Origin of the sequence: Streptomyces sp. IBSNAI002, assembly GCF_052244475.1 — a bacterium.
Classification (GTDB): domain Bacteria; phylum Actinomycetota; class Actinomycetes; order Streptomycetales; family Streptomycetaceae; genus Streptomyces.
On sequence record NZ_JBQPXG010000005.1, the window covers coordinates 194,019 to 217,088 of the forward strand.

At 66.3% G+C, this 23,070-nt stretch carries 22 protein-coding genes and 5 pseudogenes; 13 read left to right on the forward strand and 14 right to left on the reverse strand.

The genetic code is table 11. The features are described from left to right. Positions 1-7: 7 nt before the first annotated feature. Positions 8-637 (reverse strand): annotated as a pseudogene (locus tag ACTVZO_RS42675) (transposase family protein); the annotation flags it as partial. Positions 638-718: 81 nt separating this feature from the next. On the opposite strand from ACTVZO_RS42675, the gene ACTVZO_RS42680 reads away from it, so the two are divergent. Then, the gene (locus ACTVZO_RS42680) at positions 719-1,018 is read left to right on the forward strand and encodes a hypothetical protein (protein WP_443303990.1); all 300 of its coding nucleotides are present in this window, start codon (positions 719-721) and stop codon (positions 1,016-1,018) included. Between the two features lie 83 nt (positions 1,019-1,101). On the opposite strand, the gene ACTVZO_RS42685 is transcribed toward ACTVZO_RS42680, so the two are convergent. The 3 genes from ACTVZO_RS42685 to ACTVZO_RS42695 form a co-directional block, all read right to left on the reverse strand. Further along, a complete protein-coding gene (locus ACTVZO_RS42685; protein WP_443297370.1) occupies positions 1,102-2,868 on the reverse strand; it encodes an IS1634 family transposase in 1,767 nt (588 codons plus the stop codon). Positions 2,869-3,773: 905 nt separating this feature from the next. After that, positions 3,774-4,388 carry a hypothetical protein gene (locus ACTVZO_RS42690; protein WP_443303991.1) on the reverse strand — a complete coding sequence of 205 codons (615 nt, stop codon included), beginning with the start codon at positions 4,386-4,388 and terminating at the stop codon, positions 3,774-3,776. A gap of 39 nt (positions 4,389-4,427) precedes the next feature. Next, positions 4,428-4,877, reverse strand: coding sequence for a hypothetical protein (locus tag ACTVZO_RS42695; protein WP_443303992.1), 450 nt, complete (start codon positions 4,875-4,877; stop codon positions 4,428-4,430). Between the two features lie 570 nt (positions 4,878-5,447). Between ACTVZO_RS42695 and ACTVZO_RS42700 the strand changes: the two genes are divergently transcribed. Both ACTVZO_RS42700 and ACTVZO_RS42705 read left to right on the forward strand, forming a co-directional pair. Beyond that, the gene (locus ACTVZO_RS42700; protein WP_443296498.1) at positions 5,448-6,749 is read left to right on the forward strand and encodes an ISAs1 family transposase; all 1,302 of its coding nucleotides are present in this window, start codon (positions 5,448-5,450) and stop codon (positions 6,747-6,749) included. A 145-nt stretch (positions 6,750-6,894) separates the two neighbouring features. Continuing rightward, positions 6,895-7,514: pseudogene (locus tag ACTVZO_RS42705) on the forward strand (transposase family protein); the annotation flags it as partial. Here the strand turns inward: ACTVZO_RS42705 and ACTVZO_RS42710 are convergent. From ACTVZO_RS42710 to ACTVZO_RS42720, 3 genes are all read right to left on the reverse strand, one after another. Beyond that, on the reverse strand, positions 7,415-7,681 hold the full coding sequence (locus ACTVZO_RS42710; protein ID WP_443304062.1) for a hypothetical protein: 267 nt from the start codon (positions 7,679-7,681) through the stop codon (positions 7,415-7,417). The pseudogene ACTVZO_RS42705 and the gene ACTVZO_RS42710 overlap by 100 nt on opposite strands. A 170-nt stretch (positions 7,682-7,851) precedes the next feature. Further along, the gene (locus ACTVZO_RS42715) at positions 7,852-8,172 is read right to left on the reverse strand and encodes a hypothetical protein (protein WP_361316865.1); all 321 of its coding nucleotides are present in this window, start codon (positions 8,170-8,172) and stop codon (positions 7,852-7,854) included. 41 nt (positions 8,173-8,213) lie between these two features. Then, the gene (locus ACTVZO_RS42720) at positions 8,214-8,753 is read right to left on the reverse strand and encodes a hypothetical protein (RefSeq protein ID WP_443303993.1); all 540 of its coding nucleotides are present in this window, start codon (positions 8,751-8,753) and stop codon (positions 8,214-8,216) included. A 271-nt stretch (positions 8,754-9,024) separates the two neighbouring features. On the opposite strand from ACTVZO_RS42720, the gene ACTVZO_RS42725 reads away from it, so the two are divergent. The 3 genes from ACTVZO_RS42725 to ACTVZO_RS42735 all read left to right on the forward strand — a co-directional run bounded on the left by ACTVZO_RS42725 (position 9,025) and on the right by ACTVZO_RS42735 (position 10,663). Then, positions 9,025-9,786 (forward strand): aminotransferase class III-fold pyridoxal phosphate-dependent enzyme, encoded by a 762-nt coding sequence (locus tag ACTVZO_RS42725; protein WP_443304056.1) that lies wholly within the window; start codon positions 9,025-9,027, stop codon positions 9,784-9,786. Continuing rightward, positions 9,752-9,997 (forward strand): hypothetical protein, encoded by a 246-nt coding sequence (locus tag ACTVZO_RS42730; protein WP_443303994.1) that lies wholly within the window; start codon positions 9,752-9,754, stop codon positions 9,995-9,997. The genes ACTVZO_RS42725 and ACTVZO_RS42730 overlap by 35 nt, the downstream gene beginning before the upstream one ends. An 81-nt stretch (positions 9,998-10,078) precedes the next feature. After that, the gene (locus ACTVZO_RS42735) at positions 10,079-10,663 is read left to right on the forward strand and encodes an SMI1/KNR4 family protein (protein ID WP_443303995.1); all 585 of its coding nucleotides are present in this window, start codon (positions 10,079-10,081) and stop codon (positions 10,661-10,663) included. Between the two features lie 147 nt (positions 10,664-10,810). Here the strand turns inward: ACTVZO_RS42735 and ACTVZO_RS42740 are convergent, their stop codons facing one another. Next, positions 10,811-11,041, reverse strand: a complete 231-nt coding sequence (locus ACTVZO_RS42740; RefSeq protein ID WP_443303996.1) for a hypothetical protein — start codon at positions 11,039-11,041, stop codon at positions 10,811-10,813. Positions 11,042-11,275: 234 nt separating this feature from the next. Here ACTVZO_RS42740 and ACTVZO_RS42745 point away from each other — a divergent pair, with 234 nt between their 5' ends. The 3 genes and pseudogenes from ACTVZO_RS42745 to ACTVZO_RS42755 form a co-directional block, all read left to right on the forward strand. Further along, positions 11,276-11,593, forward strand: coding sequence for a hypothetical protein (locus tag ACTVZO_RS42745; protein WP_443303997.1), 318 nt, complete (start codon positions 11,276-11,278; stop codon positions 11,591-11,593). 8 nt (positions 11,594-11,601) lie between these two features. Beyond that, complete coding sequence (locus ACTVZO_RS42750; RefSeq protein ID WP_443303998.1) at positions 11,602-13,587, forward strand: bifunctional metallophosphatase/5'-nucleotidase; 1,986 nt, start codon at positions 11,602-11,604, stop codon at positions 13,585-13,587. Between the two features lie 15 nt (positions 13,588-13,602). Then, positions 13,603-13,766: pseudogene (locus tag ACTVZO_RS42755) on the forward strand (DDE-type integrase/transposase/recombinase); the annotation flags it as partial. A gap of 431 nt (positions 13,767-14,197) precedes the next feature. Here the strand turns inward: ACTVZO_RS42755 and ACTVZO_RS42760 are convergent. Then, on the reverse strand, positions 14,198-14,710 hold the full coding sequence (locus tag ACTVZO_RS42760; protein WP_443303999.1) for a snapalysin family zinc-dependent metalloprotease: 513 nt from the start codon (positions 14,708-14,710) through the stop codon (positions 14,198-14,200). Between the two features lie 283 nt (positions 14,711-14,993). Between ACTVZO_RS42760 and ACTVZO_RS42765 the strand changes: the two are divergent. Beyond that, a pseudogene (locus ACTVZO_RS42765) lies at positions 14,994-15,453 on the forward strand (IS6 family transposase); the annotation flags it as partial. A 917-nt stretch (positions 15,454-16,370) separates the two neighbouring features. Here ACTVZO_RS42765 and ACTVZO_RS42770 read toward each other — a convergent pair. Together ACTVZO_RS42770 and ACTVZO_RS42775 are read right to left on the reverse strand one after the other, a co-directional pair. After that, a protein-coding gene (locus ACTVZO_RS42770) for an IS5 family transposase (RefSeq protein WP_443304000.1) occupies positions 16,371-17,119 on the reverse strand; the annotation gives its coding sequence in 2 pieces (ribosomal slippage) (positions 16,371-16,816 and positions 16,816-17,119; 750 coding nt in all). A 258-nt stretch (positions 17,120-17,377) separates the two neighbouring features. Then, positions 17,378-17,635: a hypothetical protein gene (locus tag ACTVZO_RS42775; RefSeq protein WP_443304001.1), complete on the reverse strand. Its 258-nt coding sequence runs from the start codon at positions 17,633-17,635 to the stop codon at positions 17,378-17,380. A 284-nt stretch (positions 17,636-17,919) separates the two neighbouring features. Between ACTVZO_RS42775 and ACTVZO_RS42780 the strand changes: the two genes are divergently transcribed. Beyond that, entirely contained in the window at positions 17,920-18,465 is a 546-nt protein-coding gene (locus tag ACTVZO_RS42780) for a hypothetical protein (RefSeq protein WP_443304002.1), read from the forward strand. A gap of 187 nt (positions 18,466-18,652) precedes the next feature. After that, positions 18,653-19,633 carry a hypothetical protein gene (locus ACTVZO_RS42785; protein WP_443304003.1) on the forward strand — a complete coding sequence of 327 codons (981 nt, stop codon included), beginning with the start codon at positions 18,653-18,655 and terminating at the stop codon, positions 19,631-19,633. Positions 19,634-19,992: 359 nt separating this feature from the next. Here ACTVZO_RS42785 and ACTVZO_RS42790 read toward each other — a convergent pair. After that, a pseudogene (locus tag ACTVZO_RS42790) lies at positions 19,993-20,164 on the reverse strand (IS110 family transposase); the annotation flags it as partial. A 233-nt stretch (positions 20,165-20,397) separates the two neighbouring features. Between ACTVZO_RS42790 and ACTVZO_RS42795 the strand changes: the two are divergent. Further along, positions 20,398-20,547: a hypothetical protein gene (locus tag ACTVZO_RS42795; RefSeq protein ID WP_443304063.1), complete on the forward strand. Its 150-nt coding sequence runs from the start codon at positions 20,398-20,400 to the stop codon at positions 20,545-20,547. A 52-nt stretch (positions 20,548-20,599) separates the two neighbouring features. Here ACTVZO_RS42795 and ACTVZO_RS42800 read toward each other — a convergent pair whose 3' ends face one another. Next, positions 20,600-21,793, reverse strand: a complete 1,194-nt coding sequence (locus ACTVZO_RS42800) for a tyrosine-type recombinase/integrase (protein ID WP_443304004.1) — start codon at positions 21,791-21,793, stop codon at positions 20,600-20,602. Between the two features lie 323 nt (positions 21,794-22,116). Beyond that, on the reverse strand, positions 22,117-22,956 hold the full coding sequence (locus ACTVZO_RS42805) for a hypothetical protein (protein WP_443304005.1): 840 nt from the start codon (positions 22,954-22,956) through the stop codon (positions 22,117-22,119). Positions 22,957-23,070: the final 114 nt, after the last annotated feature.

Sequence of the window (23,070 nt, forward strand, 5' to 3'; positions counted from 1 at the left end):
GCTGGATGCGGTGAGACTTGTTGTGTTCCTCTTTCCAGTCCGGGAGCTCGGTCTGGCCGCGCTCCCGGCGGTGCGGGATGACGAGGCCGGTGCCCGGGTAGCCGCCGTCGGCGATCGTGAGGGTCTTGCCGACGGCGGCCTTGGCTCCGGACTCCTCCCATGCCTTGCAGTCGTTGCGGTTGCCGGCGAGCGGTCGGCCGACCACGACGACGAGTCGGGTGTCGGCGTCGATGACGACCTGGTGGTTGGTTGAGTAGCGGTAGTTCTTCGACTTCTCGGCGACGGAGTGGTCGCGGGTGGGGACCAGGGTGCCGTCCACGATGAGCACGGTGTCCTTGGTGAACCGCTTGCGCGGCTGAAGCGCGAGCATTGGTCCGAGGTGGTCGATGATGCGGTCCGCCGCCGACTTGGACACCCCGAACAGCGGAGCGAGCTGTCGCATCGTCAGGTTCGTGCGCCAGTACGCTGCCACCAGCAGCGCCCGGTCTTCCAGCGGAAGGCTCCACGGTCGGCCCTTGCGGACCGCGTCCGCGCCCTCGCGCCGTAGGACGGTCACGAGCTTGCCGAAGTTGCGCGGGTTCAGCCCGGCGAACGGAAGTATCCAGGACGGCTCCGACGCCGTGATCACACCAGCCACAGACGGATCATCTCAGTTGCAGACGTCGCTGGTGCCGACCGATCCTTTGCCTATTCGACGATCCGAGGGAGGGAGAACGACGTGGGGCTCACCCTGTTCCCAGGAGACGGAGACACCAGCAGTCCCGACGTCGGCTGGTCCTACAGCGGCTTCGCTGCGTTCCGGCGGCAGCTGGCGCGAGCCGAAGGGTTCGATCTCGACGGGATGTGGGGCTTCGGCGGGGAACGCCCCTGGAGTGATGTCTCCACCTCGCTCGAACCCCTCCTCGATCGCCCCGACGACGGTGGAGGCGAGCTCTCGCCCGCTGAATGTGCTGCGCTCCTGCCCCGGCTTGAGGCGATCGTCGACCAGCCTGCGTTCCGCATAATTCAGCGTGGCTAGAGGCTTGATTGTGGGTCTGAGCTGGGGAAACGTGCCTGAGCATGCCGGTGAGGCGTTTCTCTAGGCGGGGGTATCGCTGCTGGTCAGCGGGGTGTGGTGCTGGCCTCGATGATCTTCTTCGGGGTGGGGATGCGGAGCTTGGCCAGGAGGTCGCGTTGCGCCTTGGTGGGGTCGGTGAGCTGGCGGAAGGTGCCGGCGGGGCCGGTGAAGGTGCCCAGGTGGAGCCGGTCGAGTTCGCGGCGGATGGTGGGCCAGGTCGTCTCGGTGGTGGTCTCGGCGATGCGGATCAGCAGCAGGGCGAGCCAGCACAGGATGACGTGGGCACGGATGCGTTCTTCGAGGCGGTGGTAGACCGGGCGGAGGTCGAGGATCTGCTTCATGTCGCGCCAGCCGCGCTCGACTTCCAGGAGCTGCTTGTAGCCCAGCGCGATGTCCTCGGCCGAGAGTTTCGGGTCGCTGCAGCGCAGGAGGTACTTGCCGTCCAGGTTGGCCTCGGCCTTGGCCTTGGTGGCATCGATGCGGAGTTTGCCGGCCGGGGTGGTCCGCAGATAGCGGTTCAGGCCGGGCTTCGCGGCGATTCTCCCGCGCAGTTCGCCGCGTTTGTAGTCCGAGAGTGCGTCGCTGTCTTCGATCAGCTCGGTGAGCTGGGCGGTCAGCTGGGTACGGATCGCTGCGTCCCGGGTGGCGGCTTCGGGGTTGTGGCAGATCACGAAGCGTTCGTTCTCGGAGACCTTCACTTCCTTGACGCGCATGTTGTGTGAGATGTCCTGGTATCGGCCCTGCCGGGAGAGGGCGGCCTTGATCTCGGGCGAGTTGGAGCGGAGCTTCTCGCCGATGATGTAGTGGTGGTCGCCCGAGCGGAGGTAGCGGCGGTTGGCCGCGGAGGCGAAGCCCCGGTCGGCGACCCACACGATCTTGGACAGGGTCCAGTCCCGCATCTCGTCCTTGACCTGGCGTATCAACGCGGAATCGCCGGTGTTGCCCGGCCAGCACCACACCCGCACCGGGATCCCGTCACGTGTGACCGCCATCCCGATCACGATCTGCGGCAGGTCGTCGCGGGAGTCCTTCGACTTCCCCCAGGTCCGGAACCCTCCCATGCTCACGCCGTCGCCGTCGCCGTCGCCGTCGCCGTCGCCGTCGCTGTCGCTGTCGCCGTCGCCGTCGCCGGTTTCGGGGAGGGGGAGGCCGTTTTCGTCGCGGGCGACGGGCAGGTCGGCGTCCTCGAGTTCGAAGTAGGTGCTGGTGGTGTCGAAGAACAGCAGGTCGACTTCGAGGTTGAGCAAGTGGGCAGCCGCATCGAAGACCTGCTGTTCCAGCTTCTCGCGTATCTGGTGCAGCCAGTCCATCGCCCGGTAGCAGGCGTCGTCGTCGACGGGGTCCAGGCCGTCAATGTGCACGTCGTGGTTGACCCACTCGGCAGCGGCCAGTTTCGAGGACGGTGCCAGGGCCCTGTTCGCGACCAGCGCGAACAGGGCGCGCTCGGTGGCCTCAACATTCCGCGGACGGCCTCGCCCCCGGGTGCCCAGCGCGGCCACGATGCGAGGGAGTTCCAGCCGCTGCCACAGCTGGTCCAGGAGATACGCGCCGCCGAAGGGGCGGGACTCGACGAAGTCCAGCTCCGTGTTCGCCTCGGCGGTCGCCGCCAGTGCGGCAGCCGGATCCAGCAGCCTGGACAGTGAGCCGACCAGGCGGCGCACCGCGTCGGTGTCCAGCTGGTCCTCACGGCCGAAGCCGTACAGCAGCTTGGGCACCGACCGCCCCGCCGCTGCGTCCCACGTGTTGTGGGCCAGGTGCAGGTAGCGGACCGTGCCGCTCTTGGTCTTCCGACTCGTCGTCTTCACATACATCGCTCTAGACCATACACGCCTGAGTCATGCCGTTAATGGGCAGTCGGGCCAAAGCGTTTCTCTAGGCGTTTCTAGCCCGCTCGGCACCACCGAGGCTGCTGACCAGGCACTTCACCTCATCAGACCCTCTAGACCGCCCGAATTACGCGGAACGCAGGACCAGTGGCGAAATGAGGTCGGCGTCCCTCGGACACACATCGACGCGGCCCAACAGCTGACGGTTGTTCTGCGGCTCTGCGTCGCGAAAGACGTCGAGCTTCTCTTCCTCTGATGTCCGCGAAGCCGGGCTGGCCCTCACGCTCCCGCAGTTACGGGACAGCCCTTAGGGGGTCGAGCTCAGCCCGGACCTGATCAGAACTGCTGTGGGGTGGTCGGCTGCCCGAGGCTCTCGAAGTCGTGTCCGGGGCCGGCAGCGGCGGCCGCGGCCAGGCGCTGCTGGAGGATTACTGCGGCTGCAGTAGGTGCGATGACTGGAGCAGACGGGCGCTGGAGACGAGCAGCGCAGGCGGTGTCCCGTCCGCCTGCACGGCGGTGGCGGCATTGCGCAGCACGGAGGCCGATGCGAGGTCCGGGGATCAGCTGGGAAGGACGCCGGACTCCTCCCCCACCAGACAGGGGCCGGCCGCCTGCGCCGCGGCGAGAACAAGAGGCTGATGACTGCTCATGCCCCCATGATGGCCCCGGCTCCGTGCCCCACTCGTGGCGGGTTCATCCGCAGGGGGTCCTGCCAAGGCACGCCCGAGACTCACCACGGAATGACCTGGGTAGGGGCGGCGGTGCAGCTCGGCGTTCTCGGCTGGGTCGTGCTCGCGTTACTGAAGGCCTTGGATCAACGCGAATGCCCCTCGGTGCGTGTTGGCCTGCGGGCGGCAGGAACAACAGGCGTGGCGGGGGTGGCTTGTGCCCTACTGGGCTTGGGGGGTGGTAGCTGGGGTTCCTGAGGTTTCTGACTTCTGCCAGTCCTCGATCTCCTTTCGTACCGCGGGCTCGCCGATGATGATTCGCGAGGTGGGTGGGCTGCTGGTCACCTGCGTGACAGCTACTTGGCCGCGCAGCTGTTCTGGGGCACTGTCCTCCCCAGAAACAAACTCAATCACCATGGCGTTCTTGCCACACAGAAGAGAAGCCCAGCTTTTCGGGCCTCCGAATCCGGAGGCGCTGTTGTAAGGGCCCGCAGGGAAACTATTGCTTCCCTCCCCGGGGGCAGGCCACTTCGACACCAGATGAATACGATTCGCCGTGGTGGGGTCGGTATTTGAATCGGTCAGGATTCCACAGGAATCATTGTTCACGTAGGCGACGAGGCGTTTCGTTCCGTATTGAAGCTCAGCAATTATCTTGACGGGACCTGCTGTATCGGCCAGCGGGTCGCCCGTCACGGCAACCGTTTCAAGGTCGGCCAGCGATGTGCTATGAGAATGATTCGGTGAGGGGGTTTCGCTTGACTCGCTGCTTTCGCAGCCTGCGAGCAAGAAGATGAAGGCAGCCCCGATGGCCAGAGTTTGTTCTTTTCGAGCCATGGAGCCGCACCTCATTCATATCGCGTGTTCAGAGTATCGTCACTGCGCCCACTGATTGAAGCAGACCCCTACCGGCTTGTAGGCCCAGACCCTCTTTCCCGTGGGCAGGTCGCCACCCACTCCTGCCCAGGCCTCGCCTTCGAACACGTCGTAGAGCGGGAAGGCCTGAACAGTCCCCCACTTGCCCGCCGGCACCTCGTAGCGCGACTCGTTCTTGACGCTGTAGCTGCTGGTAACACTCCAGCCCATCCCTGCCGAGACGTACTTGAGGTCGACGTTGACCTCCTTCGTGACGGTCGCGGCGACGCTCTTCTCAACCGACAGGACGAGTGTGGTCTTGCCCTGCCCGCTCGTCTGCTGGATCAGGTTGGTACCGCACGACTGGCTGATCCAATGCGCATTCTTGATGTTGTAGTAGGCCGTCGTTCCAGCCGGCGCAGGAGATACCGGAGACGAAACCTCGCCCACCGGCTGGCTGTTTTCGGCCACCGCCGTCCGCTTGATAACGGTACTCGGACCCGGGGCGAAGAATTTTCCGTCCGCAGAGACGGATCCCGCCGGGACACCTAACGGGGCACCGTCTGCCGCGTGGGAGACTCCGGCGCCGGCAGTCACGCTAAAGACCGTGGAGACTGCAACCCCACTCAGAAGCAAAGCGATTTCACGCCGCCGTCGAAAATTGATACGCCGCATGGCACTCCTCGTGATGAATTCAGAGCCTGTCCGCCGAGATGTCCGCGCCGGGCGAAGCTCAGTGACTCCTGAATTCTCTTCAGATTTCCGTGTAGCTATCAATCAACCCCAGGGAAATGTGCGCCAGCTCACACAGGAACCTCAGGTCCACCTCAACGAATCCATTTTCAAGCCACCGGGGAGCGCGTGCCGTGGCGAATATTCATCTCATTGAGGGTTTTCAGTGTGGCCACTGATCCCAGGGCCCCGGAGTGTTCCGGGAATGTCTGATTTGGCCCCGTGGGCGCCGGTTGTCCCTGGGCGTGAAGCGAGCACGGCACCTGTGGATCATGGAGTTCTCTAGGCTTCACGATCTGCAGGGGTGCCGTGCTCGTTGCTTCATCCTGCCCTGTGGCCGTCGTGCCCGTGTGCGCGCCCCTGCTTGCGCAGTCGCTGGCCGCGTCGGAGCCGGTCGTCCCGGACGGGCTGCTGCAGGCTCTGGCCCAGGTCCCGGACTCGCGTGATCCGCGTGGGAGGCGCTACCGGCTGGCGACGCTGCTGGCGATCGGGGTCTGTGCGATGACCACCGCCGGCCATAACTCCCTTGTCGCGATCGGGGAGTGGGCACGTCGCTGTGATCAGCAGGTCCTGGCCGATCTCGGTTGTCCGTTCGATCCGATGACCGGCCGGATGCGGTGCCCCAACGAGAAGACCCTGCGCGACGCCTACGGCAAGGTCGACCCGGCCGAGCTGACCCGAGCCGGCTACACGCGACTGGCCGTCCTGGCCCGGCAATCAGCAGACCGGGCGCCGAGCGCGCGGACCCCGGAGGGACTCGCCGAACGCGAACAGCGTCGCGCTCACCACGCCGCCGAACGCACACCACCGTCCCGGGCCCGGCGGCGGGTCTTCGCAGGGGATGGCAAGTGCCTGCGCGGGGCGAAGCGCCCGGACGGCTCCCAGGTCTACGTGTTCTCCGCAGTGCGCCACCAGGACGCGCTGACCGTCGCCGCCCGCGAGGTCGGCGCCAAGACCAACGAGATACCCGAGTTCCAGCCCCTCATGGAACAGATCCCCGACGAGGAACTGGAAGACGCCGTGGTCACCCTCGATGCCCTGCACGCCCAGCGCGAGCACGCCCGCTACCTGGTCGAGGAGCGCGGCGCCCACTACCTGCTGTCCGTGAAGGGGAACCAGAAGAACCTCGCCCGGCAGCTCAAGTCCCTTCCCTGGAAGCAGATCCCGGTCCTGCACCGCACCAGTGAGTCCGGCCACGGCCGCGAGGAGATCCGTGAACTGCAGGTCGCCAGCGTGAACGGGCTCCTGTTCCCCCACGCCCGCCAGGTGGTCCGCATCCGCCGCAGGCGCCGCCCGCTCGGCACGAAGAAGTGGTCCGAGGAGATCGTCTACGCGGTCACCGACCTGACCGCCGAGCAGGCGAGCCCCGAGGAGATCGCAGCCTGGGCCCGCGGCCACTGGACGATCGAGAACAGCGTCCACTGGGTCCGCGACGTCACCTTCGGCGAAGACGCCCGCACCATCCGCACCCGCAACACGCCCGCCGTCATGGCCGGCCTCGGCGACATCGTCCGCGGCACCCTCCGGGCCCTCGGCTGGGTCAACGCCGCCAGCGCCAGACGCGCCCACACCGACCCCACCGCCGTCCTGCGGCTCCACGGCATCACATGACCAAACCGGACATCTCGGGAACACTCCGGGGCCCTGCCACTGATCCGGTGACGGTTCGGTGTGAGGCCGGGGTGCGCAACGGGCAGGGCTCCCGTGCCGTCGAGTGAGGTGTTAGATGTCTCAACTCAGCTGCACAGGCGCCCTGTTGGTTCCGCATCCCGCCGCACTTGACCTGCCGCATGCCCTGGTCGAGTGGGTCACGATACTCATCGTCACCCGTGAGGGTGACCGGCGGTGCAAACTGCCGCCGCATCGCCGTGCGCTGGTCGCACTGGTGTACCTGCGCCTTTATGACACTCTCGCCCGTATCGCCGCGGCGTTCGGGATATCCGTCGGCACTGCCCACTCCCATGTCACCGCGGTCATCGGTCTACTCGCCGAGCGGTCGCCGGGCCTGCTGAAGACACTGCGGACGCACGACCCGGACTTCGTCCTCCTGGACGGCACGCTCGCCGAGTGCGACCGGGTCGGCGACGGCAGGAGCGACACTCCTCGAAACACAAACGGCACGGGGTGAACGTGCAGGTCGTCACGGACCCGGCCGGGGTGATTCTGTGGCTGTCGCCGACACTGCCGGGCCGGACCCACGATCTGACGGCCGCCCGCACCCACAAGATCCTCCGCATCTGCGCACGCCAGGGCGTCCCGATCCTCGCCGACATGGCCTACATCGGGGCGGGCGCCTGGGTCACCACCGCCAGGCGCCGACCACCGGGCGGTGAACTCACCCTCACCGAGCACACCACCGCGTCCGTGCGGACACCGTGGTTGCTCGCGGTGAAGTCTTCGAGTGCGGTGAGCGGCTGCGGGCGGTGAGCGGGCTCGTTGAGGGCGATCGACACCAGGACTCGAACGGACTGGCTTTGCGTGTGGTCCGAGCCCGTGGCGAGCGCGGTGACGGCGCGGTCGAGGGCCTCGCGGGTGTCGGTCATGGCCGCAGTGAAGCAGAACGGCCGGACCTCCTGCAGCGGCTCTCGACGGCATCACCCTTCCGGGCAGATACCGGTTGACCTGGTGTCCGCCTCCGAGGCGGTGCTCCGTCGTTGCTCCTGGTAGCTGGGGGGGCAACGACCATCGTCGTCGTGGTCGGCGGCTTGGTCAGCTAGCTGTGGAGGACTCCGGTACGGGCGGCGATGCCTCGGAGCTCGGGTGTGGTGCGCCCGGAGAGCAGCAGGCCGGAGACGAGGGATTTCACGGCTGGGCGGGCGTGGGTTTCCTGGGGTGCCCAGTATTCGGCCTGGAGGAGAGCTCGGATGCATTCGTCTCGTCGGCCCCATTGGGCGAATGCCTTCGCACGGTCGGTGAAGTAGAGGGCGCGTCGTTCCGTGGTGGGGAGGGCTTGGGGGGCGAGGGCATCGGCGGCGGCGATGGCGGCTGAGGGATCACCGGCGGTGTTCTCCGCTGAGATCAGGTGGAGCTGCACGGTGGCCCAGCTGAAGCCTCCGTTGGTGTCACGGAGGTGGGTTACGGCGCCGAGGCGATGGCGATGGCGGTGGCTTCGCTGGTCAGCTCGCGCATGCCGGTTTGATCGTGTTGGTGGGCGACGGTGTAGGCGGCGCACTCGACGAGCAGACCTCGTTGTGCGATCCCCGCGCTTCCGAGTTCGCGCAGGTCTGGGTCGTCGGCGGCGTTGAGAGCGAGGGTGAGGGCCTGGTCGTGCCATCCCGCCTTGCGGGCGAGGACGGCCTGCTGGCGGGCTGCTTCCGCGATGACCATGGGCGTGCCGCCGGCGGCGGCGAACTGCCGGGCGCGGTCGGCTGCCATCCAGCCGAGTTGCGGCTCGTCGAGTTTGATGAGGATTCGCGTCGCGAGGAGGTAGGCCTGGGCCAGAACGGGGAAGGTGTCGCTGGCGCTGGTGGACTGGTGCCCGGCGGAGATCAGGCGTGGCAGACGTAGGGCGAGGCTGGAGTACGCGCAGTCGTTGAAGTCGGCCGAGGCGCGATGCAGTTCCGCCGCGAGGAGGTCCAGGGGCGCGTCGGGGGCAGTGCGGCCGAGTCCCAGCATGGCGTCGCGCAGCCCGGCGACGAGCGTCTCGCCGAGTGCGCTTCCTCGGTCTTGGCCGGGGCGGCGCCGGCGACAGGGGCTCCCATGGCGGCGGCCGCGGTGACAGCCAGGTTCGCCAGCAGTTGCCTTCGCGTGTGCACCGGGTCCTCTCCGTCGTCGCGGCCTGGGCTTCCCAGAGTAGGGGCGGGCAGGCTGGGATACGGTCTTCTCCCGCATCGAGCGGCAGTTCTCCCGCTACTCGTTCGGCGGGGCCGCCGTCGTCCGGCCCGACATCCAGATGGAGCTGATGGAGCGCCTGTGCCGCGCGGTGGGTCGGCCGGAGGACTCCGTCGCGCTGACCACGTGCGGGACGCTCGGCGTGGAGGTCGCGGTGGGCCTGGCGCGGAACATCGTGCGGGTCCGCGACGGGAAGCGGCGGGGGGACGTCCTGACGTCCAACCTGTCCTACCACGGCAACAGCATGTTCACCCTCGGGGTCGCGGGCAACCAGATCCGCAACCCCCGCCCGGAAGACCGGTACGGTCTCGGTCCCGCCTTCCCCGCTCCCTACCCGCCGACGCACGGGCACGCCCGTGAAGGGCACTGCTGCGTTGCCTCCTGTGCCAACGAGGTCGCGCGGGCGATCGACAGCAGGGGCGCGGAGAACGTCGCCGCGGTCCTGATCGAGCCGATCAACGGGACCACGGGCGGCGCCTTCACGCCGCCGGATGGTTACCTTCGACGGGTGGCGGAGATTTGCCGGGAGCGGAACGTCCTGGTCATCCACGACGAGGTCCTGACCGGGCTCTGGCGCACCGGCACGCCTCTGGCGAGTCATCACTGGGACGGGTGCGAACCCGACCTGGTCATCCTGTCCAAAGGCCTCGGTGCCGGCTACACCGCCGTCGGCGCGGTGCTGGTGTCGCCGCAGCTCGCACCACTGCGGTCACCGATTGTGGTTGCCAGGGGCGTATCGGCTCCAGGTTCCGCCAGCCTCGGTGACCAGCCGGGTGGCGGTCTTGTCGCACACCCCGCACTCGTACGAGCGCGCTGACTACTTGGAAGCCCTCGCCGCGATCGACCCGTCCGGCCTGGACGACGTCTATACCGGGGCGCTCGGGTACTGCGAGGAACGGGCGCGGCTGCTGGGCATCGCCTCGGCACCCCACCACCTGCAGACCCTGCGGCGGATCAGGGGGCTCCGAGACGACCCGATGGAAACGCCGGAGGTACGGGCCGCTGCCGGAGCGCGGTTGGCGCCGTGACAGGCACAAACGGAAGGTGCGCCGGAACCGCTGCTCGTGAAGAAGGCCGGCATGTCAGTGGGCTGTGACAGCCTCCAGGGCATGACCGTCATGGACAACCTCGTGCAGCGAGTTGCGACCCGAGCCGCATCGGACAGCGACGACCTTCCCGATCCCGTCGATGCTGCCCGGATCGCGGAGGCCGAGAGGCAGTTGGGCTTCGCGCTGCATCCCCTCCTTGCGCGCCTGTACCGCGAGGTCGCCGACGGCGGCTTCGGCCCTGACTACCGACTGCTGCCACTGCTCGGTCCGGGCTCCAGCGTCGTCGGCGAGTACCTGACGCGACGCGAGGCGTCCGTCGGAGCGGAGCACCCGCAGTGGCCCGAAGGCGTCGTACCGATCCTGACCTGGGGCTGTGCCATGTACGCAGGCGTTGACTGTCTCGGTGAGGTCGGTCAGGTCCTGCTCTTCGAACCGAACCCGCACAGCGGCGGATCATGGGAGCAGTGCTGGTTCCTCGACTCGACCAGCCTCGCAGCGTGGCTGGAGACATGGCTCGCGGGAACGGGCTGGTTCGAGGAGGACGCCTTCGACAGGGACGATCTGATCGAGCCCCAGCCATGGGAGCAGGGCGCACACCGGCTGTCGTCCGGCGCATGGACGGACACGGCGCGTGCCATGCCATAGGCGCGGGGGCTCAGGTCCCGGACAGGCGATGCATCCCGTACCCGTGGACACCCCTCCACCCCGTTGGGCGTAGCTGATCTGGGTGCGCCGACGGCATACCGGAGCCCCCAGCCCCTCCCGGCCCGTTGTCTGGTGCGGCTTCTCGCGTCACTCAGGCAGCGAAAGGCCCAGTTCGCGTAGACGGGGCAGGCAGGCCTCGAGGCACTGCTCCACCGAGGCGGCGTCGGTTCGTACGAGGGCGTCGTCACGAACAGGGACACCACTGGCTACGAACGTCCAGGGCTTGCGCCGCTCCGCCATCCGCTCGGCGTCGGCCTTGATGAACACGGTGATGCCCTGTTCAGCCAGCGCTTCCATGATCCCCACTACGTCCGCCAACGGCCTCCCCTTCAAGAATGGTGTGAGCACGTCACCTTGAGGCGATCCATCCAAGGCCAGAGCACGAAGGCACCGTTCCATGCGCATGCGGGGATGACTCCGGGTCGGCCGCGGCGGCCTCCGTCTCCCGTACGTCCGGGGCGGACGCCGAACCCCCGGGCGTACGGGGCACGAACCGCACCGGTCCACCCGGGCCGGGCGGGGCACCGCATGAATCGCCGCGACGAACCCCCTGTGAACACGAGCATGCCCACCCCCGCAGAGACCGCTGACCGGGCCCGCGACGTCCTCGATGCGATCCTCGCCGACGTCGAGTTCGGCGCGTTCGAGGCCGCGACGCTGGAGTACTCCTCCGACTGGCAGCGCTTTGTCGCTGCCTTCTTCCCGTGTCTCACATTTTCCCAGCTGGACCGAAGGGGATCGCGTATCGGGTCGCTCCAGCTGGGAGGGCAACTGATTGCTCGGAGGGCCAGTTTGTCAGGCAGCCGTCCGAGGGAAGGTGAGTGTGGCACAGCCGACGAAGCCCATCGGGTCATGTCCGGCACGAAATAGTCGGCTTCATGACTTCACTGGAATCGGTCAAGCCCTGGAACGACGTACGTGCCGGTCGCCGTTCCTTCCTCACTGCCATGGGTGCCGTCGGTGCCAGCATCGCGACCGGCGCCCCTGCGTACGCGTCGGACGACGCCCGGGACGTTACGAAGGCCGACGGCTACGTGGATGTTCAGCTGGTAAACATTACGGATCTGCACGGCTACCTGGCAGCGGCGCCGGGCAGCAACTCCACCATCCACGGCAACGGCGGCCAGACGTATACGGTAGGCGGCGTCGCTTACATGGCTGCACATTTGAAGGAGCTCAGGGAGGGCAGGACGAACTCCATCTTCTTCAGTCCCGGCGACAATTTCTCAGGGTGGGAGTTCGATACAGCGGTCTTCGCGGACGAGCCGACCATCGAGGCGCTCAACCTGATGAAGCTCGAGTTCTCCACAGCTGGTAACCACGAGTTCGATAAGTCCCCCGCCATGATCACGAGGCACATGGAACAGGGCATCCCATTCCCCGTTGTGGGTCAGGACACGTCCTTCATCGACTCGACGGGTCACCGGTTCAGTGGGGCAGACTTCCTTTACTACACGGGGAACGTAGTGTGGCGCAAGGATGGTGCCGACGTGCTCCCGGCATACAACATCCGGTACGTCACAGGGCCCGGGGGAAAGAAGATCCCCATCGCCTTCATCCACCTCACAGCCATCGGCACGGAGGTCAGCCCCACCGCCTACCTGCCCGCGGTGAAGACGCGTGACGAGATCAGGACCGTCAATCACTTGGCGGCGATTCTCAAGAAGCGTGGGATCAATGCGATCGTGCTCAGCATGCACGATGGGGCGGTCGCAGGCGCCGATTTCAACGCCGGGCGCAATCCCTCAGGGCCTGCCTACGAGCTTGCCCTGCACGCCTCGCCTGACATTGACGTTATCGTCACCGGCCACTGGCACACGCGGTTCAACATGATGCTGCCAGACCCCAACGGGGTCCCTAGGCCCTTTGTGGAGGCCGGATGCTATGGCCAGCTCATCAACGAGATCAACCTCAAGCTGGATCCGCGGACCGGGAAGGTGGTGCGGGAACTGACGGTGTCCACGAACCACCCGAATACGCGGACGGGCATCGCACCAGACCCTGAGATGCAGCAGGTCGTGTCCTACTGGAACGTACAGGCCACCGCACGGGCCAATTCAACGATCGGCAGGCAAAGCGGTTCGTTCCTCCGTGCGCGGAACGCTGCCGGGGAGAGCACCATGGGTGACCTTGTCGCCGACTGGGCCCTGTGGGCCGGAAGCCAGCCGACGGACAAGAACTTCAACGGCAACCGTTACCCGAACGTGCCGGCGCAGCTGGCGATGGTGGCTATCGCCCCCAGGGTCGGACAGACAGTCATTGCCGGAGACCTCGTCTACAACGCAGCCACGAACGGAGCCCTCCAGTTCGTGCATGCCTGGAGGGGAGTGGGTTTCGGTGACCCGGTCGTCAGCGTGTGGGTCACGGGACAGCAGATCCACGACGCCCTGGAACAACAGTGGACGACGAAGGATGACGGAGGCATGCAGTACGCCCCGTTCGCCGTTTCCAAGAATGTACGCTACAGCTTCAACTCGGTTGCTGGGGTGGGGTACAGGGTCGACCCCTACAACGTTTACATCGACGGCAAGCGCCTCAACCTGAAGAAGCGCTACCGGCTCGCCACGCTGGCCTACACCCTGCTTGGGGCGGATGGGTATCCCGCGCTGACCGAGTTCGAGGAACCATTCACCCACCAGCGTGACTTCGAAAGCTTCGTAAATTTCGTCAGGCAGGCGGGGACTCTCGTTCCAGCGCCGGCTAATCGTGTGTCGGTGATGTCGTCCGGAGAATTGGAATCTGAGCTCGGCGAGATCGTAGATCCGGTGGAGCCTGTCCTCTCCGACGGGACACCCATGCCGCGGCCAGAGGCAGCAATTGTGACGGCGGCAAGGCCTGACGACCAGCCGTATCCGCCCTGCTGACGGGACGACTGAAGAAAAGACCGCCGGGACGAGGCCGTGGCCAGCAGGTTCTTCCGCCGGCTCCTCACCACCACCGGGCAGCTGCCCCGAGTGATCGTCACGGACGAGCTCCGCTCGTACCAGGCTGTGCACCGCGAGGTGATGCCCTCCGCGACCACCGCTCCCGCAAAGACTTGAACGCTTCACCATCTGGAACCAGATCATCGGGCACCGCAGACATGTCCATGTCGGCCTGAACGATGCCCCGGCACCTCGCAACGCCCTGACGGGCCATCAGGCGATTGCCCTCGGGGGCTCCGTTCTCCTGGACCATCAAGATCCAAGTGTCTCCGGTGTCCAAAACCCGGGGTCAAGGCCCTTGCGAGCGTCGCAGCGGTGAAACAGGACCGCAGGATTCCAGGGACCTCGACCAGCAAAGCCGGTACGGTCGCAAGTGGAAGCACCGACGTGAACCTCTCGGGGTTCGTAGAGAACGTCGATGCTTCCGCCTTCCCCGGCCCCGGCCCTGCTGGGCCTGTTCAGCGGATCTCACACTGGGGCACTGGCCATCCAGCAGCCGATCATGAAACCTGCGAAACTCCAGCCCGCAACAGCACCCCTCTGCGGGGTGTCACCCCCACCACGGGACCTTGTCGCCGACATCGTGCGCGGCGAAGAAGGCCCTGACTGCCGCTCTCTCGCTGGTGTCCGGCTTGTCGTTGAGGCAGTCCGATCCACCCCAGGCGCCCGACATCACCTTGGAGCAGGGGCTGCCCGGGCCGATGTCGTTGAGCGACAGGATGTGCCCCAGTTCGTGCACGACGATGCGCGAGGGCTTGTACAACTGAGCGTCTCCGACCTCCAGATACACCCAGCCTCTACCCGCACCTTTGATGTTCACGTGGGACTGGGTTCCCCTGGCGGTCTTGTACTCCATCACCCGCAGCGCGGCGGGAGTGTCCTGCTCGACGAACCTGATCGTCGGTACGGACGTGTTCCAGATCGCGATGGCCTCGCGGGCGGCGTCGGTGTAGGAGCCGGCCAGCAGTAGGTCGATCGGGATGACCTCCAGTTCCGCATCGGCTGCCTGGGCCGGTGTGCTGACCGTCACCAAGACCCCGCACACCAGGGCTACCGTGGACAACAGCTTCGGTCGTAAGGCCACGAGGCACATCTCCCTTGTCATGTACGGGACATGTCAATATTAGTGGCACCTCCCGTTGCGCTTCAAGGCCGTGCCCCGCGCACGCGGGGATGGACCCATGGACCAGAGGTCGTATGGCTTCTGGCTGACCTGGTCCCCGCGCATGCGGGGATGTGCCCGTGATGGTCCGAACGAGGGCTGGTACACAGGGATGTGGGCTGCGCTCTCGCCTCCAAGACAGAGCCCCGTACGCCCTTGGTGGTGCTGTCACGTTGTCGGTGGCGGGGTCCAGAAGTACTTGTGGCGGGCCGTCGACCAGGACGGCAACATCCTCGACATCCTGGTGCCGAACCGGCGTGACAAGGCTGCGGGCAGGCGCTTCTTTCGCCGGCTCCCTCAGCACGACCGGTCAGGTGCCCCGGGTGGTCGTCACGGACGAGCTCCGCTCTTACCAGGCTGCGCACCGTGAGGTGATGCCCTCGGTGGAGCACCGCTCGCGCAAGGGGTTGAGCAACCGGGCGGAGAACTCCCACCAGCCCACCAGGCAGCGCGAACGCGCGATGAAAGAATTCCGCAGCGTCGGCGGAGCACAACGCTTCCTGTCCGCGTTCACCGGGATCTCACCCTACTTCAGACCCCACCGGCACCTGATGACTGCAGGCTGGTACCGCTTCGAAATGAGGGTCCGCTTCACGATCTGGAACCAGATCGCTGGCGCCACCGACCTGTCCATGACGGGCTGAACAGCAGACTGCTGGCCCCCACCGCGTCCTGACGCACCATCAAACGATCACGCCTCCGATAGCGTGACAGGGGCCGATCTCAGAGATGGTCGATCTCAGACATCACGTACATGTCCAGATCACATTTCCGTCGTAGTTTGCCTGATAGCTGCTGTCTGCGATGCAGTCACCGCCCGCCCATGTTACTGAGCCCGTGTCGACTCCAAAGAGTGAAACCGCCTGACTAAGTCGCCAGTCTCGATTTGTACCAATGTATTCGACAGTGCTGCCGGTGTTAAGCAGGCCGCAAGACTGCCATGTGCCTGTTCCGCCAGCGGGAATAGATGCCGGTGGGTAAACAGCCCAGGCCAAGGTCACACTAGGGGTCCCCGGGACTGTTCTGGCTGGTGAGGGTGAATGCGCTTCCCGTGTTGTTGTGCAGAGTGACAGTCAGGTAAGAGTCACTGCCAGCAGGACATCCTACCTGGGGGCGCGTGATGTTGTGTCCTTGTCCGGTGGTGGCGTTGTTGCCGTATTTGATGCTGCCGCAGGCGTTGTGGTTGTGGTTGCCCTTGACGTCGATGACGCAGATGTTGCCGTTGTCTTTCCCGTGCTTCTTATCGTCATCGGCGTGTGCGGTGGTGCTTTGTCCGAGTCCGGTGAGGGCGAGGAGTGCTGTGGTGGCTGCGAGTGTGCTGCGTGTGTAGCGCGTGGGGGTTCTTTCGATTGGTTTGGGTTGTTGTTCTTGAATTCTTTGTGGTGCGTGGGTGTGGGGTGGGGGAGGCGTGGCTGTGTCGGTCGGGTGAATTGGCAGGGCTGATTCATAGTCCTGGCTGCTTGGTGGATCAGCAGGTCACAGGCATGTGACGGACCTTCACTATGGCAGTTCCGTAAGCGACGAAGCTCCGATGATCAAGGGGACCTACCAAGACGTCATCTCATTTGGCGAGTCGGCGGTAGCAGATGAGGGTGCAGGCGATGCTGACGAAGGCAAGGAAGTCGTCGCGACGGTGGAGGCGGCGGCAGCCGGCGAGCCAGGCCATGGTGCGCTCGACGGTCCCGCGGTGGCGGCCCAGCCGCTGCGAGGACTCGATGCCGCGGCGGGCAATGCGGTGGGTGATACCGCGCCCGCGTAACCATCGTCGCCGGTGAACGTAGTCGTAGCCCTTGTCCGCATGGAGCTTGCCGGGACGCCGCCGACGGGGTCCTCGCCGGGACCGGATCGGCGGGATGCCCCGCACGAGAGGTTCAAGACCGAGGCTGTCGTGCATGTTCGCGCCGGAGATCCCGACGGACAGGGGCAGACCGGTCCGCTCGGTGATCAAGTGGATCTTCGATCCAAACTTGCCTCGATCGACAGGATTCGGGCCTGTCAGGTCCCCCTTTTCAGGGCCTGCATGTTCACCGAGTCGATGGCACAGCGGGACCAGTCCAGCTCGCCGCGGGCACCGAGCTCGTCGAGGACCAGGCGGTGGAGCTTGGCCCCCACTCTGGCCTTCGACCACTCGGAAAAGCGCCGATGGGCGGTCGCGCCGGAGGGTCCGAACGACGCCGAAGGCAGCTGCTGCCAGGTACAACCCGAGGTCGCGACGAACACGATCGCCGCCGGCACTTCCCGGTCACCGTCCCGACGCCGACCGCCACCCTGAGGCCGCGACGGCGCCTCGGGCACCACCCGCTGGAACATGTCCCACAACGGCCTTGTCACGTTGCCGTCGGCATGATCGTGATGGGGGACCAGGGTGTGGCGGGGCCGGGGGCGGGCTGTGGTTCAGGCCCGGGCCGGTGGTGTCGGTGATGTGGTTCCAGGTGGTGAAGGGCCTGCTGTTCAGCTTTCCCGTGCATCTCCGCGGCACTCTGGCATCCCTGGCATCTTGCGTGCTTCGCCTTGCTGTAGGACCGGGGCAGAGTGGAAATGCGAGATTTAGGTCATCTCGCACCGGCGTCAGGCGATATGGCACAGAGGTGCGGAGCCTGTGTGGCAGACCGCGGCTACGGGAGCGTGCGTGGGCGTGCCATTTCTGGTGATGCGTCCGGGGTCTGCCGTGATGTGGTCGCCTGCCGTGACGATGATCGTGATATCTGGCGCGGTACGGGTTTTCCAGTGATCCGTGAAGGCATCCGCGGACGCGGTTTGTGCGCCGGCGATCATTAGCGCCACGGTCGTGGTGGTCGTGAGGGCCCAACGATTCTTGATCGGCATGGCGAATCCCTTTCCCGCTGCCGTGTGATGAGACGGTCTCACATGATCCCGTTGCCTCGACCGGCATGCCGTCCGACACCACCGACCGGCGGGAATGAACCCTGAGAGGATCGTTGACCTGGCGTCAGCCCGGCGAGAGGTTCGTCGCTCTTTCTGATCGAAGCCGTCGGCTTTGGGCTTCAGGTGGGCAGTCAACGGTGTGTCGTCACCGTACGATCTCCTCTCCCGCAGAAGGATCGAGGCCTCGCGGTCGAGAAACCGGCCAAACAACAGGGAGAAGTCTGATGTCTGCAGGCAGGATGGCCTTCACCGCTCTCGCATCGAGTGTGGCACTTGTTGTCGGTGCACCTTCAGCAGGAGCCGATGAGATCGGCGGTACGCCGGTCTCTCGCATGTGTCTGATCTATAACATCGGCGACTTCAACAACCTCGCTTGCGAAAGAGTCGTCACCGCCCCCTCCACCGATCTCACGAACGCCAACGCTGACACACAGAGCGGTACCCCGGCCGCGCCGACCGTTTCCTCTTACACCATCCGCAACAACACACCCGACCTCACCCTGGTGCACGTCCGGGAATCCGGCACACTCGTGCCGTCAGGCGTCGACCACCGCATCGACCCCGGCGGCTCGCTCACCCGGCAGGCCGAGGACAACACGACAGCCACCACCGACGCCACAACCGAGTACAGCCTCCAAACCGCTACCGGCACGGACCTCGGACACCTCACCATCACCATGGACAACGGCCGAATCACCAGCTGCACCACCACTGCCCCGGCAACCGCCTGCAGCTTCAACGCAGCTGTTGTCACCCTGTCGGCGGCGTAAGAGGGGGGGCGAGTCAGGGCCTGGTGGGGTATCGGCCGACCTGTTGTTCAGGCCGTGGCGAGCACGCCGGCGGCGCCGGTGACCTGGTTCCAGATCGTGAAGCGGCGTACCCATTCCCGTTTCGCCTGGCGAATCGACCTTCTTGACCGGCTTGGCGGCGGCCACAAGGGCTGATGGAGTCGACATCGTGTACGCGGCCGACGGCAACCAGAACGCCGTGTACGCCATCAATACGAGTGACCAGAGCGTAACCACTCTGCGACCCGTCAACGTTCCATCGTCGATCGCTGTCTCACCGGACGGGAAAACGCTCTTCACCGCCAGTACTATCCAGGAGAGCGTCGCGGTAATCGATACCACGACCTTCACCGTGACCCGGATCATCCCGATGACGGGTGGGCAGACCTCCATCGCGGCAGCCGACAACTCGCACGCCTACGCGGTCGGACTCGATTCGAATTCCTTCCAGCCCACGTTCTCCGTCATCGACGCCGCCAGCGAGTCCGCGCAGACCGTCCCCCTCTCCAGGGGCACCGTAGGGACCCAGGGCGTAGCCTCTCTCGGAAACGCCGCTACCGGAACCGACACCGCCTACACCGCCAACGACAACGGCACCGTCTCGACGATCAGCGTCAACACCTCCACCACCCCTTGGGTGCCCAGCGTCCAGATGTCGCCGACCATCACCGTGGGCGCCGGACTCTCCGCGCTCATCGTCGGGCAGGTCACGATTTCCCCCGGCCCTCTTACCAGGCCGTCGCTCACGCTGACGAAGACTGCTAGCAGCGGAAACCTCGTCCGCGGCCGCGAAGGGCAGTTCACGATCTCGGTGGCCAACGAGGGAGACCGGTCAACCGTCGGCCAGGTCACCGTCACTGATCGACTCCCCCAGGGAGTGTCGGTGGTCGGGCTGTCCGGCCCCGGTTGGAACTGCACGGCAAGCACGCTGTCCTGCACTCGCAATGACGCCCTCAGCCCCGGAGCCTCCTACCCCGACCTCGTCCTCGAGGTCAAGGTTCTGCCGTCCGCTCCCGATCGGCTCGTCAACACGGCAACGTTGACTGCCGACGGGGACGACACCCGGGCGACCGCCACCGCGACCGTGCGGGTCTCAGACAAGAAGAAGCCCCACCACCACAAGCCGAAGCCACACGCCGCAGTGTCATAACACACCTGACAGGAGCCCCCGGGGTCGACAGCAGGTCTCGCTGCCGACCCCGGGGGCTCACCCTTGGCGGACCATGCCTTCGGAGTCGATTGAGCGGAGAATCCTCGCCGGGTTCGAGATCCACGTGCTGGAGATCCGAAGGCCCCTTCCCAGTCCTCGGGGACTCCGAGGAAGGGGAGTATCAGTTCTTCGTGGAAAGCCCTGGTGCCTGGCGTCGTTCCGCTGGTTCACGGGTTGCTGGTTGTCTGTGACGCGGTCGAGCGTCTGCACAGCTCACTTCGCGCAACGCAGATGCGCCATCTTCCCCTGGTCGAGGAGGCCATGGGAGCCGAGGTCGGTTGCTGTGTGCCGGTCGCCGGCCGTGCGTCGCCGATCTCGGCCAGAACCCCGGGCTCCGCTGAGCGGACCCAGCCCTGGGAAACTCGTGATGATCTCGGCATCGGTATGTGCCTCGAATGCCTGCACCGCGGCCTCGGAAAGATCATCGGTGTTCGTGCACGAGGTTTCCAGCCGCCGGAACAGCGCGAGTCGCCGCTGTGACAGTTCTCAGGTGAACCTCTTCAACCGGATGATCGGCTGCCTCCACCACTGCCTGAATCACCGCGTCCCGTTCAACGAGGCCGTAGCCTTCCCAGCCTCGCGAGAACCCCGCCTCACCCTCGCCGCTTGACAGTTCTTCGCATCGGATGTCGCCTTCGCCGTGTCGTAGCCGCGGGTGGCCTTCGAGACGGTGTCGGCGCCAGTGACGGACTGCGAGTCCACGATTGTCCGCGTTCTTCCGCCGCTGGTGCCTGAAGTTCGGGCACCCCACCCGGCACACCTTCGGAGGGCTCACGGACGCCGCGTTCCGGATGATCGGCCCCATCGAAGCCGGCCGCCACGCTGCCTGGCCCTGGACCGCCGACCCGGACTAACGACGGGCTTCCTTGCGTACGTGGCCGGCCGTACCGCTTCCCGATCGCCGGCCTACGGGGCGTCGGCCGTAGACCGGCGGCGCGACGCCTGGACCTGGTGCCAGGGGTTCTGGGCCCGGGACTGGGCACGGTCCAGGTACTCGCGCTTGACGGTCGCCGAGCCCGGTCTCCAGCGGCCCTGCTGGGTCGGGTCGCCGCCGGCGTCCGCGATCTCCTGGGCGCCGCCGCGGCGCAGGCCGTGCGAGGTGACCAGGTGCCAGCCGGGCAGACCGGCCAGGTAGGCGCGGTGGCGGACCCAGTCGTTGAGAGCGTCGCCGGTGACGTACGCGCCGCGCGCGGTAGCCGCGCTCCGGTTCTGAAGCCGGCCCGTCGAGGTCAGCGCCCGCATCAGCGGGCCCTCGTGCACGCCCATCCGGTGCAGGCAGTTCAGCCAGTCCCGTACGGCTGCGACCGGGTCGTAGCGCGGGTCGGCCGGATCGGCCGGGATGAAGGTGCTCTCGCCCTTCCCCTCCTGGTCGGTCTTCGAGTACGCGATCCACAGGTCGACCCCGGCGTCCTCGACCTCGACGTCGTCGATGTCCAGATCGGCCAGCTCGATACGGCGGTTCAGCGCGCCCCGCCCGACCAGCAGCGCGCACCGGTCCCGCAGACCGGCCGGTGTCCGCAGGTCGCAGGTGTCGACCATGGCGCGCAGCATCAGCGCGGTGATGGCGGGGGCCTTGCGGACCCGGTTCCGCTTGCCCCACTCCTTGCGGTACTCGGCGAGCATCCCGCGGACCTCGGTCGTGCCCGGCCGCCGGTCCTCGGGCATCCACGTACGGACGCCCGACATGTACGTGCGGATGGTGTTCGGCGCCATCCCCCGCGCGATCAGCCCGGCGACCCACTCCACGTACGTGGCCGTGGTGCACGGCCTCGCCACCCGGCCCATCCCCTCGCACCACTGGGCGAAGTTCCTTCGCTGGCTGCCGTAGTTGCGGTTGGTGTTGGCGGGCGAGGCCTTGTTCCGCAGACGGTCCGCCGTGGCCGCGGACACCTCGAAGTCCGCGCGCGTGTACGTCGGCGCGTCCGCCTCGGTCGGCACTGCCGCACCCGGATAGAGGATGGTGTGCTGGTCGATCAGCGGCCGGGCCGCGGGCGGAACGGTCGCGGGCAGCAGCTCCGCCTCGACGATGTCGACGATCTCGGCCTCGAGGACCGCGCTGTCGTCGACGGGCACCGCCGCCACCACCTGATCCCCGCTCATGAGGCCCTCCCCTGACGATCGTTCCTGGGCAACCACCCTCGTATAAGCAAACTTATACGAGGGTGGCTGTGTCAGTGCCAGGCCCGGCAGCCATTCGAGGTGCCCCGCCGGGTCCGTCCCGGACTAGTGAAGGAAGCCCTTCCGCGTAAGCCCGGCGCCCTCACCGAATCCGACACCGGCAGCGCGCCGGTCATCCGGGGCCTTCCGGTTGCCGGGGTTGGATCTTTGAGCCTTATGAGGGAAGCGCCCCGGCTACCAGGCCGGCGGCAAGAGCTGCAGAGTCATGGGCCGGAAGGCCAAGAACCAGCGACTGGTCGCCGTCGTCACTGGCTGGGTCCACCGGGATCGGGCAGGGCCGCCAGCCTGTTCAGTTCTCCGCTGAACTGAACCAGTTCCGGGGAGACGAGCGTGGCGCCCTCGACGATCTCTCGCGCTCTGCGCGCCTGCTCTCTCACACAGGACGGCTTCACGGTGGCATCGGTGTACCGCATGGCCCGCTCTGCCCCCTGGAGCACCGTTTTCACTCCTTGAGGGTTCATGACCACCACAGGCTCGGTCGTCAGACGACTTCCGTCATCCGCCGAGAGGGTGGTGGTGAAGCTGTACACCTTCGGGAGATCTCCTGACAGGTAGGTCTCGGGCCCCACGGTGAACGTGATGCGCTCGTTGCCATGCGGCGGCACCTCGAACTTCAGTTTCCGGGGCAACGTGGACGGGGGCGTGAACCCAGAGGCAGGAACCTTGATGTCGTACCGGGCCTTAGCCACCGAACCACCCCCACCGTACGGGCAGCCGAGCTTTGTGACCGCAGTGAACGCAAACTCCGCCTTCGTCACCAGCACCTCGTCCGCAGAACGGTTGCGCAAGGCGATCGAGAGCAGCGACGCAGTCCAGTTGTTCACGGCCGGTTGCGGTTGTTGATCCGCATCGCTCCAGTCGGCCACGATGTCCTGCTCCCGCGCAACGTCCACGTCGGACAGCTCCAGCTTCGGCGGATCCGGCTTGGGTTCGAACCCAGGGAAGAATGTGAACACCAGGCCCAGAATCGCGACCAGGATCGCGATCGCGCCTCCCACCACGGAGATCACCCCCTGAGGCTTCTTGAGGAACGGCTTGTCCTGGTCCTGGTCCTGTCCCGCTCCGTCATCCTGCCGACCCGGCATTGCGCCTCCCGTCACGTCACAGACCAGGGCAGCACTGACGGCGGGCTCCGCGGACCCGGGCACGCCGTTCGTACCTGGTCCAGTCACCGAAAGCGCGCCGGACTTCCGCCGTCT